Origin of the sequence: Pseudomonas deceptionensis (assembly GCF_900106095.1) — a bacterium.
Taxonomy (GTDB): domain Bacteria; phylum Pseudomonadota; class Gammaproteobacteria; order Pseudomonadales; family Pseudomonadaceae; genus Aquipseudomonas; species Aquipseudomonas deceptionensis.
On sequence record NZ_FNUD01000002.1, the window covers coordinates 2,167,364 to 2,181,644 of the forward strand.

The 14,281-nt window shown below is 58.3% G+C and carries 14 protein-coding genes; 10 read left to right on the top strand and 4 right to left on the bottom strand.

Going from position 1 to position 14,281, the window contains the following annotated elements; all coding sequences use genetic code 11:
* The first annotated feature begins 94 nt into the window (after positions 1-94).
* From cysM to BLW11_RS09885, 5 genes are all read left to right on the top strand, one after another.
* The gene (gene cysM / locus BLW11_RS09865) at positions 95-997 is read left to right on the top strand and encodes a cysteine synthase CysM (protein WP_048358887.1); all 903 of its coding nucleotides are present in this window, start codon (positions 95-97) and stop codon (positions 995-997) included.
* On the top strand, positions 997-2,349 hold the full coding sequence (rlmD, locus tag BLW11_RS09870; protein ID WP_048358886.1) for a 23S rRNA (uracil(1939)-C(5))-methyltransferase RlmD: 1,353 nt from the start codon (positions 997-999) through the stop codon (positions 2,347-2,349). The genes cysM and rlmD overlap by 1 nt, the downstream gene beginning before the upstream one ends.
* Positions 2,350-2,468: 119 nt before the next feature.
* On the top strand, positions 2,469-4,721 hold the full coding sequence (relA, locus tag BLW11_RS09875; RefSeq protein WP_048358885.1) for a GTP diphosphokinase: 2,253 nt from the start codon (positions 2,469-2,471) through the stop codon (positions 4,719-4,721).
* Positions 4,722-4,861: 140 nt separating this feature from the next.
* Positions 4,862-5,695 (top strand): nucleoside triphosphate pyrophosphohydrolase, encoded by an 834-nt coding sequence (mazG, locus tag BLW11_RS09880; protein ID WP_048358884.1) that lies wholly within the window; start codon positions 4,862-4,864, stop codon positions 5,693-5,695.
* Between the two features lie 22 nt (positions 5,696-5,717).
* A complete protein-coding gene (locus BLW11_RS09885; protein WP_048358883.1) occupies positions 5,718-6,263 on the top strand; it encodes a DUF2058 domain-containing protein in 546 nt (181 codons plus the stop codon).
* Between the two features lie 116 nt (positions 6,264-6,379).
* Here BLW11_RS09885 and BLW11_RS09890 read toward each other — a convergent pair whose 3' ends face one another.
* From BLW11_RS09890 to purM, 4 genes are all read right to left on the bottom strand, one after another.
* On the bottom strand, positions 6,380-6,562 hold the full coding sequence (locus BLW11_RS09890; protein ID WP_048358882.1) for a hypothetical protein: 183 nt from the start codon (positions 6,560-6,562) through the stop codon (positions 6,380-6,382).
* 263 nt (positions 6,563-6,825) lie between these two features.
* Positions 6,826-7,539, bottom strand: a complete 714-nt coding sequence (locus BLW11_RS09895) for a DUF3108 domain-containing protein (protein WP_048358881.1) — start codon at positions 7,537-7,539, stop codon at positions 6,826-6,828.
* An 8-nt stretch (positions 7,540-7,547) separates the two neighbouring features.
* The gene (purN, locus tag BLW11_RS09900) at positions 7,548-8,198 is read right to left on the bottom strand and encodes a phosphoribosylglycinamide formyltransferase (RefSeq protein ID WP_048358880.1); all 651 of its coding nucleotides are present in this window, start codon (positions 8,196-8,198) and stop codon (positions 7,548-7,550) included.
* Positions 8,198-9,256: a phosphoribosylformylglycinamidine cyclo-ligase gene (gene purM, locus BLW11_RS09905; protein WP_019827729.1), complete on the bottom strand. Its 1,059-nt coding sequence runs from the start codon at positions 9,254-9,256 to the stop codon at positions 8,198-8,200. Before purM ends, purN begins: the two co-directional genes overlap by 1 nt.
* Before the next feature lie 383 nt (positions 9,257-9,639).
* Between purM and BLW11_RS09910 the strand changes: the two genes are divergently transcribed.
* The 5 genes from BLW11_RS09910 (at position 9,640) to BLW11_RS09930 (ending at position 14,247) form a co-directional block, all read left to right on the top strand.
* Entirely contained in the window at positions 9,640-10,674 is a 1,035-nt protein-coding gene (locus BLW11_RS09910; RefSeq protein WP_048358879.1) for a DUF2066 domain-containing protein, read from the top strand.
* A 35-nt stretch (positions 10,675-10,709) separates the two neighbouring features.
* Positions 10,710-11,783 carry an AI-2E family transporter gene (locus BLW11_RS09915; protein WP_048358878.1) on the top strand — a complete coding sequence of 358 codons (1,074 nt, stop codon included), beginning with the start codon at positions 10,710-10,712 and terminating at the stop codon, positions 11,781-11,783.
* A gap of 223 nt (positions 11,784-12,006) precedes the next feature.
* Positions 12,007-12,711 carry a DnaA regulatory inactivator Hda gene (gene hda, locus BLW11_RS09920; RefSeq protein ID WP_019827725.1) on the top strand — a complete coding sequence of 235 codons (705 nt, stop codon included), beginning with the start codon at positions 12,007-12,009 and terminating at the stop codon, positions 12,709-12,711.
* Positions 12,712-12,935: 224 nt separating this feature from the next.
* Complete coding sequence (locus BLW11_RS09925; RefSeq protein ID WP_048358877.1) at positions 12,936-13,562, top strand: C40 family peptidase; 627 nt, start codon at positions 12,936-12,938, stop codon at positions 13,560-13,562.
* Between the two features lie 145 nt (positions 13,563-13,707).
* Positions 13,708-14,247, top strand: a complete 540-nt coding sequence (locus BLW11_RS09930) for a C40 family peptidase (RefSeq protein WP_048358876.1) — start codon at positions 13,708-13,710, stop codon at positions 14,245-14,247.
* The last annotated feature ends 34 nt before the right edge of the window (positions 14,248-14,281 follow it).

Below are 14,281 nucleotides of genomic sequence, written 5' to 3' on the forward strand. Positions count from 1 at the left end.
GCCTTTCGCCATAAGCACCGCACTTTGCGTGATATGGGCTATCGGCGTTTGCCGGTATGATGTGCGGCCCCGCGGTCTGGATTGCGAATACGCCATGACATTGCAGTACCCAACTATCGCCGATTGCGTCGGCAACACTCCGCTGGTGCGCTTGCAGCGCCTGGCCGGAGACACCACCAACACCTTGTTGCTCAAGCTCGAAGGGAACAACCCTGCAGGCTCGGTCAAGGACCGTCCGGCCCTGTCGATGATTGCACGCGCTGAAGGGCGCGGGCAGATCCAGGCCGGCGACACCCTGATCGAAGCCACATCGGGCAATACCGGGATTGCACTGGCCATGGCTGCTGCGATCAAGGGCTACAAGATGATCCTGATCATGCCTGACAACTCCAGTGCCGAGCGCAAGGCGGCCATGACCGCGTATGGCGCCGAGCTGATCCTGGTCAGCCAGGAAGAGGGCATGGAAGGTGCCCGCGACCTGGCCGACAAGATGCAGGCTCAGGGCCTGGGCAAGGTGCTCGACCAGTTCGCCAATGGTGATAACCCCCAAGCGCACTACACCGGCACCGGCCCGGAAATCTGGCGTCAGACCAACGGTACGATCACCCACTTCATCAGTTCGATGGGCACCACCGGTACCATCATGGGCGTGTCGCGCTATCTCAAAGAGCAAAACCCGGGTGTGCAGATCGTCGGTTTGCAGCCGATGGAAGGCTCCGCCATTCCGGGCATTCGCCGCTGGCCGCAGGAATACCTGCCAAAGATTTACCAGGCTGACCGGGTTGACCGGATTGTCGACATGGCCCAGCGCGAGGCCGAAGACGTCACCCGTCGTCTGGCCCGTGAAGAAGGGATCTTCTGTGGTGTGTCTTCGGGCGGGGCGGTGGCTGCGATGCTGCGCCTGAGTCAGGAAGTTGAAAACGCGGTGATGGTCGCGATCATTTGCGACCGGGGCGATCGTTACTTGTCGACTGGCATTTACGATGAGCCTAATTGATGGCTAAGCAAGAAAGAGGTCTGCGCTTCCAGCCTGCTGGCGGCACCAAGGCCCCGCAAGTGCCCACGGGCAAAAAACAGCGTTTGAGCATCGAGCGTCTGGCCAATGACGGCCGTGGTATCGCCTTTGTCGAAGGGCGCACCTGGTTTGTGTCAGGGGCCCTGGCCGGCGAAGAGGTTGAAGCGCGCGTGTTGGGGGCTCACGGCAAAGTCGTTGAGGCCCGTACCGAGCGTGTATTCAAAGCCAGCGACATTCGCCGCGAGGCGCCGTGCGCCCATGCGGGCAAATGTGGCGGTTGCAGCGTCCAGCATTTGCCCCATGAGGAGCAGCTTGCACTCAAACAGCGCATGCTGGCCGAGCAACTGTCCCGTGTGGCCGGTGTCGAACCCCAAGAGTGGGCGCCGCCGCTGACCGGCCCGGAATTCGGCTATCGCCGCCGGGCGCGCATTGCCGTGCGTTGGGATGCGCGGGCCAAGCGTCTGGATGTGGGGTTCCGGGCTGCCGGCAGCCAGGACATCGTGGCCATTGATCACTGTTTGGTCTTGGTACAGGCTTTGCAACCTATCATGACCGGGCTGCCCGCCATGTTGCGTCAACTGAGCAATCCGAAGGCCCTGGGCCATGTCGAGTTGTTCAGCGGTTCGGCGATTGCGGTTTTGCTGCGTCATATGGCACCGCTCAACGATGCCGACATGCAGGTTTTGCAGGATTTTTGCCTGACCCATAACGCCCAATTGTGGCTGCATGGTGAAGGAGAGCCACAGCCAGTCGATTTGACTCGGACCTTGGGCTACCGTCTGGAACAGTGGGGCCTTGAGCTGGCGTATCGCCCCGGTGATTTTGTCCAGGTCAATGCCGGCGTCAACGAAGCCATGGTCGCTCAGGCAATAAAGTGGCTTGCTCCACAAGCTGACGAACGGATTCTTGACTTGTTCTGTGGGCTGGGTAACTTCGCTTTACCGCTGTCGCGTCAGGTGCGCGAGGTGGTGGCAGTTGAAGGTGTTGCGACCATGGTCGAACGCGCGGCGCAAAACGCGGTCAGTAACAACCTGCATAATGTAGCGTTGTTTCAGGCTGACTTGTCGCAGCCGCTGGCGGATGCAGCCTGGGCCAAAGAGGGTTTTTGTGCCGTACTGCTCGACCCGCCCCGCGACGGCGCCTATGAAGTAGTACGCAAGCTGTCTGGCCTGGGTGCCAAACGGTTGGTGTATGTGTCGTGCAACCCGGCCACGCTGGCGCGCGACACGGTTGAATTGATGAAACAGGGTTATCGGTTAAAACGTGCCGGAATCCTCGATATGTTTCCGCAAACAGCGCATGTCGAGGCGATGGCGTTATTTGAAGCAGACTAGGACGGTCTGTCTATTTCGACAGGCCCGCGACTCGCGCAGATATGCCCTGTAGCGCGTGGTCGGGATTAGGGCCTGTGATTTCGGCGCATTGAATATGCGCTGTAGGGAAGGTAAGCAAGATGGTACAGGTCAGAGCACACCAGCCGATCAACACCGACGGCAGTCTCAACCTCGAGGCATGGCTCGATCATGCGGTGAGTGTCGATGTGGCGCTGGACCGTGAAGCCTTGAAAGAAGCGTGTGAGTTTGCGCGCGAGGTCGAGCAGCAAGCCAATGCGGCGAAAAACCTGTGGGCCGAGGGCACATCCAGCTTTCGCACCGGGTTGGAAATCGCCGAGATACTGGCCGATCTGAAACTGGATCAAGATTCTCTGGTTGCCGCGATTCTTTATCGTTGCGTGCGCGAAGGGCAGGTGTTGTTGCCTGCTGTCAGCCAGCGCTTTGGCCCGGTGGTGGCCAAGCTGATTGATGGCGTGCTGCGCATGGCTGCCATCAGTGACAGCCTCAGCCCTCGCCAATCCATGGTGTTGGGCACCCAGGGCCAGGTCGAAAACCTGCGCAAGATGCTGGTCGCCATGGTTGATGACGTGCGTGTTGCACTCATCAAGCTGGCCGAACGTACCTGCGCCATTCGCGCCGTCAAGAATGCCCCGGACGAGAAGCGCAACCGCGTCGCCCGTGAGGTGTTCGATATTTATGCGCCATTGGCGCACCGCCTGGGCATCGGCCATATCAAATGGGAGCTGGAGGACTTGTCCTTCCGCTACCTGGAGCCCGAGCAGTACAAACAGATTGCCACCTTGCTGCACGAGCGCCGCCTCGATCGCGAGCGCTTTATCAGTGATGTGATGAACCAGTTGCGTACCGAGCTGGTGGCCACCGGTGTTGACGCTGATATCAGCGGCCGTGCCAAGCACATCTATTCCATCTGGCGCAAAATGCAGCGCAAGGGCCTGGCTTTCAGCCAGATCTATGACGTGCGTGCGGTGCGGGTGCTGGTGCCGGAAATGCGCGATTGCTACACCGCGCTGGGCATCGTCCACACCCTGTGGCGCCACATTCCCAAAGAATTCGACGACTACATCGCCAACCCCAAGGAGAACGGCTACCGCTCGCTGCACACCGCCGTGATCGGGCCTGAAGGCAAGGTGCTTGAGGTGCAGATTCGCACCCACGCCATGCACGAAGAGGCCGAGCTGGGGGTTTGTGCGCACTGGCGCTACAAGGGCACCGACGTCAAGGCCGGTTCCAATCAGTACGAAGAGAAAATCTCGTGGCTGCGCCAAGTGCTGGAATGGCACGAAGAGCTGGGCGACATTGGTGGCCTGGCCGATCAGCTGCGGGTCGATATCGAGCCGGACCGGGTCTACATATTTACCCCGGACGGTCATGCAATCGACCTGCCCAAGGGCGCAACACCGCTGGACTTTGCGTATCGGGTACACACCGAAATCGGCCATAACTGCCGCGGCGCCAAGATCAACGGGCGCATCGTGCCGCTCAACTACAGCCTGCAAACCGGTGAACAGGTCGAAATCATCACCAGCAAGCACGGCACGCCGAGCCGCGACTGGTTGAACCCGAACCTGGGTTACATCACCACGTCGCGGGCACGGGCCAAGATCGTTCACTGGTTCAAGTTGCAGGCGCGTGATCAGAACGTCGCGGCCGGTAAAACCATGCTCGAGCGCGAGCTGGGGCGTTTGGGCCTGCCAGCGGTGGACTACGAGAAGCTCGCCGACAAAGCCAACATGAGAACCGCCGAGGACATGTATGCGGCGCTCGGTGCGGGTGATTTGCGCCTGGCGCAACTGATCAACCTGGCGCAGCAACAGGTCGAGCCGGAGCGCGGCAGCGAGCAGATGGAGCTGATTCCGCGCAAGGCCACGGGCTACAAGCCGGGCAAGCGCGGAGATATCCAGATCGAAGGCGTCGGCAACCTGCTGACCCAGATGGCCGGGTGCTGCCAGCCGCTGCCGGGGGATGCGATTGTCGGTTACATCACCCAGGGCCGTGGCGTGAGCATTCACCGTCAGGACTGCGCCTCGGTGCTGCAACTGGGCAGCCGTGAGCCGGAGCGGATGATCCAGGTCAACTGGGGTCCGATCCCGGTGTCAACCTATCCGGTCGACATCGAGATCCGCGCCTACGACCGTTCGGGATTGCTGCGTGATGTGTCTCAGGTGCTGCTCAACGAGCGGATCAACGTACTGGCGGTCAATACCCGCTCGAACAAGGAAAACAACACCGCGTTGATGACCTTGACCATCGAGATCCCGGGTCTGGATGCGCTGGGGCGTTTGCTGGGGCGTATCTCGCAACTGCCGAACATCATCGAAACCCGCCGGATCGGGCGCAGCGAGCCGCGCTAGCGGTCAACAACGCGAACCTGTGTAGCCGCTGCCGCAGGCTGCGATAAGGGCCGAAGGACCTTCGTTTTATAAAGCGGGGTCGCTACGCAACCCATCGCAGCCAGCGGCAGCGGCTACAGGGTTTTGCACAGGGATTACAGATGTACAACCTCGACGACCTGCTACACCTCATGGCCCGCCTGCGTGACCCGCAGTACGGCTGTCCGTGGGATATCAAGCAAACCTGGGCCACCATCGTGCCTTACACCCTTGAGGAAGCTTACGAAGTCGCTGATGCCATTGAGCAAGGCGACTTTGAGCACCTGCAAGGCGAGCTGGGCGATTTGTTGTTTCAGGTGGTGTATTACAGCCAGCTTGCCCGCGAAGAAGGTCGGTTTGAGTTTGCCGGGGTGATCGACAGCATCACCCGCAAGCTGATCCGCCGACATCCCCATGTATTCCCCACCGGCGATCTGTATGCGCCGCTGGATGTGCCACGCCTGAGCGAAGAGCAGGTCAAGCAGCGCTGGGATGAAATCAAGGCGCAGGAGCGCGCAGAAAAGTCCGTTGCTCCCGAGCAGCTCTCCTTGCTGGATGACGTGCCGGTTGCGCTGCCGGCCCTGTCCCGTGCTGCCAAATTGCAAAAGCGTGCTGCCCAGGTTGGCTTTGACTGGCCGGCCGCGTTGCCGGTGCTGGACAAGGTTCGCGAAGAGCTGGATGAAGTGCTTGAGGCCATGGCTGATAACGATTCGGCCGCTATCCATGACGAGATCGGTGACCTGCTGTTTTCGGTGGTCAACCTGGCCCGCCACCTAAAAGTGGACCCGGAAACCGCCTTGCGCGGGGCCAATGCAAAATTTGATCGACGTTTCCGGTTTATCGAGCAGGCATTGCGCGATACCCTGCGTCCCATTGAAGACTGCACCCTTGAAGACCTGGATGCCCTGTGGGGCGAAGCCAAGCGCCAGGAAAAGAATTTGCCCAGCTGCGGCTGAGTTTGCCTAAGTGAGTAAGTAGATGAGCATTTCCCTACGCGACCAGTTGCTCAAAGCCGGACTGGTCAACGAGAAGCAGGCCAAGCAGGCCGGCAAAGAAAAGCAAAAGCAGCAGCGTCTGGCCCACAAAGGCCAGATCGAGCTGGACGACACCCAGCAGCGTCTGGCCGCCGAAGCCAAGGCCGAGAAGGTCAAGCGCGATCAGGAGCTGAACCGTCAGCAACAAGAGAAGGTCGAGCAAAAGGCCCGCGCCGCGCAGATCAAGCAGTTGATCGAAGTCTCGCGTCTGCCCAAGCTCAACACCGAGGACTATTACAACTTTGTGGACGACAAGAAGGTCAAGCGCCTGTCGGTCAACACGTTGATGCGCAACAAGCTGGCCAATGGCTCGCTGGCGATCGTGCAGCACCAGGGCGGTTACGAAGTGATCCCGCGTGAGGCTGCGCTGAAAATTCAGGAGCGCGACCCGCGCCGGATTGTTCAGCTCAACATTCTGGTGGAGTCAAAAACGCCGGAAGAAGACGATCCGTACGCGGCCTATCAGATCCCTGATGATCTGATGTGGTAACACTCACAACCTGTGGGAGCGAGCCTGCTCGCTCCCACAGAGTTTTGCGTTAGCGCATAACAAAACAAACCCCGCTTCGGCGGGGTTTGTTTTTTTCAAGTCTGTAGTTGCGTCGTTCAGGCCTGGAGTTTTTGCGCTTCCAGCTTTTCCAGCTCAGCCTTGTAGCTGTGAGCGTCGCTCTCGCGGTGGAACATACCAACCAGCACGTCTTCCTGATGCACGTCCCACAGGTGAACACCGTGGGCTACCAGTTGGTGGAACATACGTGAATCGTCGCGTTCAGTTACTTTGATAGTCATCTGCTTGCTCCAAATTCTGATAAAGGTCTGCGGCAAGGCGTCGCAGGACTCCTTTATAGAATCTGTTAGCTTCCTAAGTAAATAGCTGATTGTCGCGCTGTCATCTTGTTAAAAACTGACAAACCCTACAGCCCTTGAACGACGTGGTGTTTACGGATTTGGCCGATAGTTTTATGACAAAAGTTTCATGTTTGAAGGCTTTTTCCGGGCAAAAAAAAACCCCGCCGAAGCGAGGTTTTGGCGTGCAGCTCAGGGCTTGCCGCTTAGTTGCCCTTGACCGCTTTGCCATTCACCGTGCCGTCCAGCAGCATGATGTTGTATTCCTTACCGTCTTTTTCGACCTGGCGCAGTTTAACCAGCAGCGAATCCCAGTTCTTGGCGAACCACATTTCTGTGATGCGCTTGTTCTGTGTCGGATCGCGTACGCGCTCAACCTTGATGGCATCTACCTTGCCAGCCTTGGTTTCGACCACTTCAGGGCCGATAACGCGGAAGTCATAGGTGTCTACGTCGTTACCATCAACCACCTGGTAGCTCATGGACTTCTTGCCGGCTTCCACATCACGCTGCAAGGCCAGCTGGTAGGTGGACTTGTCGAGCATGCCCGTGAGAAGTGGCACTTTGACCGGGTCGCCCTGATCAGTACCGGTCACCATTTTGGTGGCCCAGTCGAAATCCAGATCGATCTTCTTGGCTTTGCCCAGGCCGCCACGTTCAAAGTGATAGGTCAGCGGGATCAGCGCGTCCTTTTCAATTTTGAGGGTGCTTTCTTCGTTAAGGCTGGCCACCAGCATCGAAGCCTTGAAGTTCAAGGTCCAGACGCCTTTGTCGTTTTTGGTCAGGCTGCGCTCGGCAGAACCGCTCATCGGCAACTGTTTCCAGTCGGCGGTGTAGCTGGCTTTGAATGGCTGGAGTTCGGCCGCCTGCACTGCTGGGATAGCCAGCAGGCTGAGGGCGAGAAGCAGGGCACGACGCATAATTTCTCCTAGATTCGTATCAGGTGGCCGCTGGCCGCGAGTAATTGACCGTCCAATAATGCGCCTTGCTCGTCAAGAGACAAGCGACCTTCGGCAAACCAGCGCACTGCAAGCGGATAAATCCGGTGTTCCTGGGTGTGAACCCGTTGCGCCAGACTGTGTGGCGAGTCATCAGACTCTACCGGTATCACTGCCTGTACGACCAGAGGCCCGCCGTCGAGTTCCTCGGTCACAAAGTGCACGCTGCAGCCGTGTTCGCGATCACCCGCTTCCAGCGCGCGTTGATGCGTGTGCAAGCCTTTGTATTTGGGCAACAGCGAAGGGTGGATATTGAGCAGGCGACCCTGATAGTGACGCACGAAGTCTGCGCTTAGAATGCGCATGAATCCGGCCAGAACCACCAGTTGCGGTTTGAATTCGTCGATGATCTTGATCAATGCAGCATCGAAGGCCTCGCGGCCCTCGAATGCTTTGTGATCCAGTACGCGGGTTTCGATACCCGCGTCTTTGGCGCGTTGCAGGCCGTAGGCATCTGCGCGGTTGGAGATTACCGCGCGAATCCTGGCCGGACTGTCCTTGACGTCATTGCTGTCGATCAAGGCCTGCAAGTTGCTGCCGGTGCCGGAAAGCAGCACCACTACATCACAGGTATCAGGCATTAGTGAGCCTTGAGGTTTTGCAGCTCAACTTGTGGAGCGCCTTCGGCGGCGGTTGCGATCTGGCCGATGACCCACGGTTGCTCGCCTGCTTCACGCAGTACGTTCAGCGCGGTTTCAACGTCAGCCTGGGCTACGCAGATCACCATGCCCACGCCGCAGTTCAGCACGCGGTGCATTTCGTTTTCGTCCACGTTGCCTTTTTCTTGCAGCCAGTCGAAGACTGCAGGGCGCTGCCAGCTGGCAACGTCAACTACCGCTTGAGCGCCTTTTGGCAGAACGCGCGGGATGTTGTCGAGCAGGCCGCCACCGGTGATGTGGGCCATGGCTTTAACAACGCCGGTTTCCTTGATCAGCTTGAGCAGCGGCTTGACGTAGATACGGGTCGGGGCCATCAGCAGGTCGGTCAGCGGCTTGCCGTCGAGCTGGATGTTTTCGATGTCGGCACCGGACACTTCGATGATCTTGCGGATCAGCGAGTAACCGTTGGAGTGCGGGCCCGAAGAAGGCAGGGCGAGCAGGGCATCGCCGGCAGCAACCTTGGAGCCGTCGATGATTTCGGATTTTTCTACAACGCCGACGCAGAAACCGGCCAGGTCATAGTCTTCGCCTTCGTACATGCCCGGCATTTCAGCGGTTTCGCCGCCTACCAGCGAGCAACCGGACAATTCGCAGCCAGCGCCGATACCGGTAACCACTTGGGTTGCGGTTTCTACGTTGAGCTTGCCGGTGGCGTAGTAGTCGAGGAAGAACAGAGGCTCGGCGCCGCATACGATCAGGTCGTTAACGCACATGGCAACCAGGTCGATACCGATGCTGTCGTGTTTGTTCAGGTTCAGCGCCAGGCGCAGCTTGGTGCCTACACCGTCGGTGCCGGAAACCAGAACAGGCTGCTTGTAGCCAGCCGGAATTTCGCAGAGGGCGCCAAAACCGCCGAGGCCGCCCATCACTTCCGGGCGTGCAGTGCGCTTGGCCACGCTCTTGATGCGTTCGACCAATGCTTCACCGGCGTCGATGTCTACACCGGCGTCTTTGTAGCTCAGGGATGGTTGCTTGCTCATAATCCAGGCCTTTAGGGGGGATTCGGGGGTATCGACCGAGTTCAGGGGGCAGGCTTGCAAGTGCTCATCGATGGCGAAAAGCATTTGCAGGGTGCCCGGCTGTTGCCGGTCTGCGAAGGCGCGCGATTTTATCAGGCTTGAAGGGCAGCGGCCATCCTCGGGCCGACAGGCAGGGTTATATCTGTCGAAAAAAACCTTTTTTAGTCGTACTTGGGTCTGCGCGCGGCCCTGTATAAGGTATAGCGAATTACTTTTGAGTTTTTATGACCGAATGAAAACTGTGCGGCGAGCTTGAATGATTTGGCTGTGGCCGTGTCTGAAGCTTGTTCGGGTGTTTTTATGGTGTCCTTATCAGGCTGCTTTTTTGTCATCGGGAATCTTTCATGCGTCTGAGCCAATTTTTAGCAGTGGGCTGTTTGTCATTTTTTAGCCTGGCGAGTCATGCCGAAATCCTGACCGGTCTTTATCAAGTGCGCGAGCCGGTCACCAGTCAATCGCCTGAAGAGCGTACCCAGGCCACGCAAAAAGCCCTGGAGACCCTGGTGCTGCGTCTTACAGGGGATGCCAAGGCGATCCAGAGCCCCGGGCTTGAGGCGATTCGCAAGGATCCGCAGCAAATCATCAGCCAGTACGGCTATGACGCGGGTCCGCCGGAAAGCCTTCAGGTGGAGTTCGACCCTGTGAGTACTGACCGCGCGTTGCGCAAGGCCGGTTTGTCGTTGTGGGGTACCAACCGGCCCGCGTTGCTGGGCTGGTGGTTGAATGACTCGGTCGACGGGTCGAGCCTGGTGGGTGACGGTCAGTCTGCCGCTGAGCCTCTGCGCCGGGCGGCGCAACATCGAGGTTTGCCGTTGCGCTTGCCATTGGCGGACCTGAGCGAGCAGTTGGTGGGTACTGCTGACAACCTTGAAGGCAGCAACCCTGCGCCTTTGAAGGATGCTTCCGAGCGTTACGGGGCAGATGCGTTGCTGGCGGTGCATGCCCGTGAAGAAGACGGGAAATGGACTGCCAAGTGGCGCTTGTGGGTCGGAGATCAGCAGGAGCAGGGCAGCGCCCAGGCCCCTGATCAGGCGGCGCTGGCCGATGCCGTAATGCTGGCGGTGAGCGAGCGTCTGGCGCCGCGTTACGCGGTCAAGCCGGGGATTTCCACCGAGCAGTTGCTCGAAGTGCAAGGTATGAACCTGGCGCGCTACGCGCAGTTGGGGCATTTGCTGGAACCCTTTGGCGCGAAACTAAAGAGCGTCGAGGGGGATCGTATTGTTTATCAGGTAAACGGCAGTGCCGAGCAGTTGCGTTCGCAGTTGGGGCTGGCGCAATTGAAGGAAGTGCCTGCGGGCCAAATGCCTGCTGTTGCCGATCCAGGGCAGGCGCCCGGCGTGGTAGCAGCACCGACGCCGCAGCTACGGTTCAGTTGGTAGGCTTTTATCTTCTTTATATAAGGATGGGGTGATTCATGGCAGATTCGCGACGGTGGGTGTGGTGGGGTGTAGCGCTGGGGTTCGCCTTGTTCGTGTACTTCCTGCATCCGATACTCACGCCCTTTTTGGTCGCAATCGTTCTGGCCTATATGTTCGACCCTGTGGTTGACCGGCTGGAAAGGGCCGGGCTTTCAAGAACCTGGGGCGTGGTCGCGGTCTTTGCGCTGTTCACCATCATCTTGATGACGTTACTGCTGGTGTTGGTGCCGCTGCTGGCCAAGCAGCTGTTGAAGCTCTATCAGCTGGCGCCGCAGGTGCTCGACTGGTTGCAGCACACCGCAATGCCGTGGGTCCAGGCCAAGCTGGGCTTGAGCGACAGCTTCTGGAAATTCGACAAGATCAAGGCGGCCATCACCGAACACATGGGGCAGGCCACTGACATCGTCGGTGTGGTGCTGTCCCAAGCCACGGCATCCAGCCTGGCACTGATCGGCTTTTTGGCCAATCTGGTACTGATCCCGGTGGTAGCTTTTTACCTGCTGCGGGACTGGAACATCATGATGGCCAAGATTCACGGCCTGTTGCCCCGTGCTCGCGCCGAGCAGATTGTGTCGCTGGCCAAGGAATGTCACGACGTGCTCGGCGCGTTTGTCCGAGGTCAGTTGCTGGTGATGCTGGCGCTGGGGGTGATCTACTCGGCGGGCCTGATGTTTGTCGGCCTCGAGTTGGGGTTGTTGATCGGCTTGATGGCGGGGGTGGCAGCCATCGTGCCGTATATGGGCTTTATTGTCGGCATCGGTGCGGCGTTGATCGCTGGCCTGTTCCAGTTTGGCGGGGATCTGTACCCGATGCTCGGAATCGTGGCGGTGTTTATGGTCGGTCAGGCGCTCGAGGGTACGGTACTCACACCCTTGCTGGTGGGTGACAAGATCGGTATGCACCCGGTGGCCGTGATCTTCGCGATTCTGGCGGGTGGCGAGCTGTTTGGCTTTACCGGGGTGTTGCTGGCGTTGCCGGTGGCTGCTGTGATTATGGTGCTGGTGCGTCATGTGCAGGATCTGTACAAGGACTCCCAGGTCTATAAAGGCAGCGAAGACCCCCAGTTGTAGCGCTGGCGGTGTGAAGGGGCGGGTTCATCGTGAGGTGAGCCCGCTTTTTTGTTTATGCACCAGGGGCCCGGATAGCAAGAAAAAGACCAATCAATCCAAGACGTTAATGCAAACCTTTGATTTTGCTCGTGGTCTGTTACATTGTGTGCCCGGCTACACGGGTATAAACTTTTAATACTTTACACAGAGGCCACTAACGGTTCGCTTGAACTGTTCAGTCAGCATGAAACCGATTCAGCTGCCCCTAGGTGTGCGTCTGCGTGATGACGCTACCTTCATAAACTACTATCCAGGCGCCAATGCCGCTGCACTCGGCTATGTCGAGCGTCTTTGCGAAGCCGACGCCGGCTGGACAGAAAGCCTGATCTACCTCTGGGGCAAACAAGGCGTGGGCCGTACACACTTGCTACAGGCCGCCTGTCTGCGCTTTGAGCAGATGGGTGAGCCGGCGGTGTACTTGCCACTGGCCGAGTTGCTGGATCGCGGCATTGAAATCCTCGATAACCTTGAGCAGTACGAACTGGTTTGCCTGGATGATCTTCAGGCAGTGGCCGGTCGGGCTGACTGGGAAGAGGCGTTGTTCCACCTGTTCAATCGCCTGCGTGACAGTGGCCGTCGCCTGCTGATCGCCGCCTCCACCTCGCCCCGTGAACTGCCGATCAAGCTGGCGGACCTCAAGTCCCGCCTGACCCTTGCACTGGTGTTCCAGATGCGCCCGCTATCTGATGAAGACAAACTGCGTGCCTTGCAGTTGCGTGCATCCCGTCGTGGCCTGCACCTGACCGACGAAGTCGGGCACTTCATCCTCACCCGAGGTACGCGCAGCATGAGCGCGCTGTTTGATTTACTTGAACGGCTCGATCAGGCGTCCCTGCAAGCGCAGCGCAAGCTGACCATTCCTTTCCTGAAAGAAACCCTGGGCTGGTAGTTCACGCCTTTAAAAACTTGGGCTGCAGGCCTTTTTGGCGGTTTTCAGGCGCCAGAAAACCTGCGCGCCAGAGTGGTTGGGTGCGCAAAATCGATTGTCAGGGGTGTAAAGCCTTAGATGTCTTGAGAAAACTCCCGAGTCACATTTAGATCGATTGAATTTGCAAATGAGGATCATAGAAGGCATAGTCTCGGCTACTTTTTCCACAAGCCACGGTCGTGCCCATGCTAAAGCGCTTCGCACCCCTCGTGCCTCTCGCACTCGTTACCCTGTTGTTTGGCTGTGCTGCCCACACTCCTGTGTCGCAGCAAGTTGTCTATCGGCAGGCTCAAAAGTCATCTTCGGTATCGCAATCTTCCGCTCTTTATCAGGAAGAACTGGCAACCGAAAAAGAACTGGCTCAATTTTCCGAGAACAGCAAGCCTTACGAATTGCCGGCTTTGGCTGACAGCATTCTTGAGCGCGGCATGTCCTTGATCGGTACGCGTTACCGTTTTGGCGGCACCTCTGAGTCTGGCTTCGATTGCAGCGGCTTCATCGGCTACCTGTTCAAAGAAGAAGCGGGCATGCAACTGCCACGCTCGACGCGTGAAATGATCAACGTGAAAGCACCGTTGGTCGCACGAAAAAACCTCAAACCGGGTGATTTGCTGTTCTTCAGCACCAATGGTCGTGGCCGTGTCAGCCATGCCGGGATTTACCTGGGAGATGACCAGTTTATCCACTCCAGCAGCCGCCGCAGCGGCGGTGTACGGATTGATAACCTGGGTGACAGCTACTGGAGCAAGACCTTTATCGAGGCCAAACGTGCCCTGGCGATGGCTCCTTCGAGTGTCGTAGCCCGCAAGTAAAGTTAATGTCTTACTTGAAGTTCTGTTGCTAACAGCTAGAATTCAGTCGCATTGTTAAATACCTGAAACCGCGAAGGTGCCCCCTGTCGCGGTTTCGGGTTTCGCGGCCAGAGTTGCCGTATCCAGAATCAGGAACATTCTGTTTATGTCGACCATGGCCCGCGTTGCACTTTTGACTTTAGCAGCACTGCTCAGTGCCTGCGCCAGCCACACCCCGCCACCCCCTGTGGTGAAAAAAACGGCGGTGTTCGTCAATCCCAGTGAAGAGTTTTCGCCCATAGCGGCTGACGTGCTTTTTCGCGCCTTGGGTTTGGTTGGCACGCCATATCGTTGGGGCGGCAACACCCCGGATTCAGGTTTTGATTGCAGTGGTTTGATCAAGTACGTCTATAACGACGCGGCGGGTATCTCGCTGCCACGCACGACCCGCGAAATGATCGTGATGAGTGGGCAGAGCATTGGCAAAGACAAACTGCAAACAGGCGACTTGCTGTTTTTCGCCACCAGTGGCGGAACCCAGGTCAGCCATGCCGGGATCTATGTGGGTGAGGGCCGCTTTGTGCATGCCCCGGCCACGGGGGGTACGGTCAAGCTGGACAGTCTGGACAAAGCCTACTGGCAAAAAGCCTATCTCAACGCCAAGCGCGTGCTGCCCACCGAGCAGCATCTGGCTCACAACCCGTAAACAGATTCAAACCTGCGCAAGCTCGCTTGCGCAG

Coding starts and splice junctions, on each gene's coding strand:
- cysM (WP_048358887.1), top strand. CDS start 95: ATGACATTGCAGTACCCAACTATCGCCGATTGCGTCGGCAACACTCCG.
- rlmD (WP_048358886.1), top strand. CDS start 997: ATGGCTAAGCAAGAAAGAGGTCTGCGCTTCCAGCCTGCTGGCGGCACC.
- relA (WP_048358885.1), top strand. CDS start 2,469: ATGGTACAGGTCAGAGCACACCAGCCGATCAACACCGACGGCAGTCTC.
- mazG (WP_048358884.1), top strand. CDS start 4,862: ATGTACAACCTCGACGACCTGCTACACCTCATGGCCCGCCTGCGTGAC.
- BLW11_RS09885 (WP_048358883.1), top strand. CDS start 5,718: ATGAGCATTTCCCTACGCGACCAGTTGCTCAAAGCCGGACTGGTCAAC.
- BLW11_RS09890 (WP_048358882.1), bottom strand. CDS start 6,562: ATGACTATCAAAGTAACTGAACGCGACGATTCACGTATGTTCCACCAA.
- BLW11_RS09895 (WP_048358881.1), bottom strand. CDS start 7,539: ATGCGTCGTGCCCTGCTTCTCGCCCTCAGCCTGCTGGCTATCCCAGCA.
- purN (WP_048358880.1), bottom strand. CDS start 8,198: ATGCCTGATACCTGTGATGTAGTGGTGCTGCTTTCCGGCACCGGCAGC.
- purM (WP_019827729.1), bottom strand. CDS start 9,256: ATGAGCAAGCAACCATCCCTGAGCTACAAAGACGCCGGTGTAGACATC.
- BLW11_RS09910 (WP_048358879.1), top strand. CDS start 9,640: ATGCGTCTGAGCCAATTTTTAGCAGTGGGCTGTTTGTCATTTTTTAGC.
- BLW11_RS09915 (WP_048358878.1), top strand. CDS start 10,710: ATGGCAGATTCGCGACGGTGGGTGTGGTGGGGTGTAGCGCTGGGGTTC.
- hda (WP_019827725.1), top strand. CDS start 12,007: ATGAAACCGATTCAGCTGCCCCTAGGTGTGCGTCTGCGTGATGACGCT.
- BLW11_RS09925 (WP_048358877.1), top strand. CDS start 12,936: ATGCTAAAGCGCTTCGCACCCCTCGTGCCTCTCGCACTCGTTACCCTG.
- BLW11_RS09930 (WP_048358876.1), top strand. CDS start 13,708: ATGTCGACCATGGCCCGCGTTGCACTTTTGACTTTAGCAGCACTGCTC.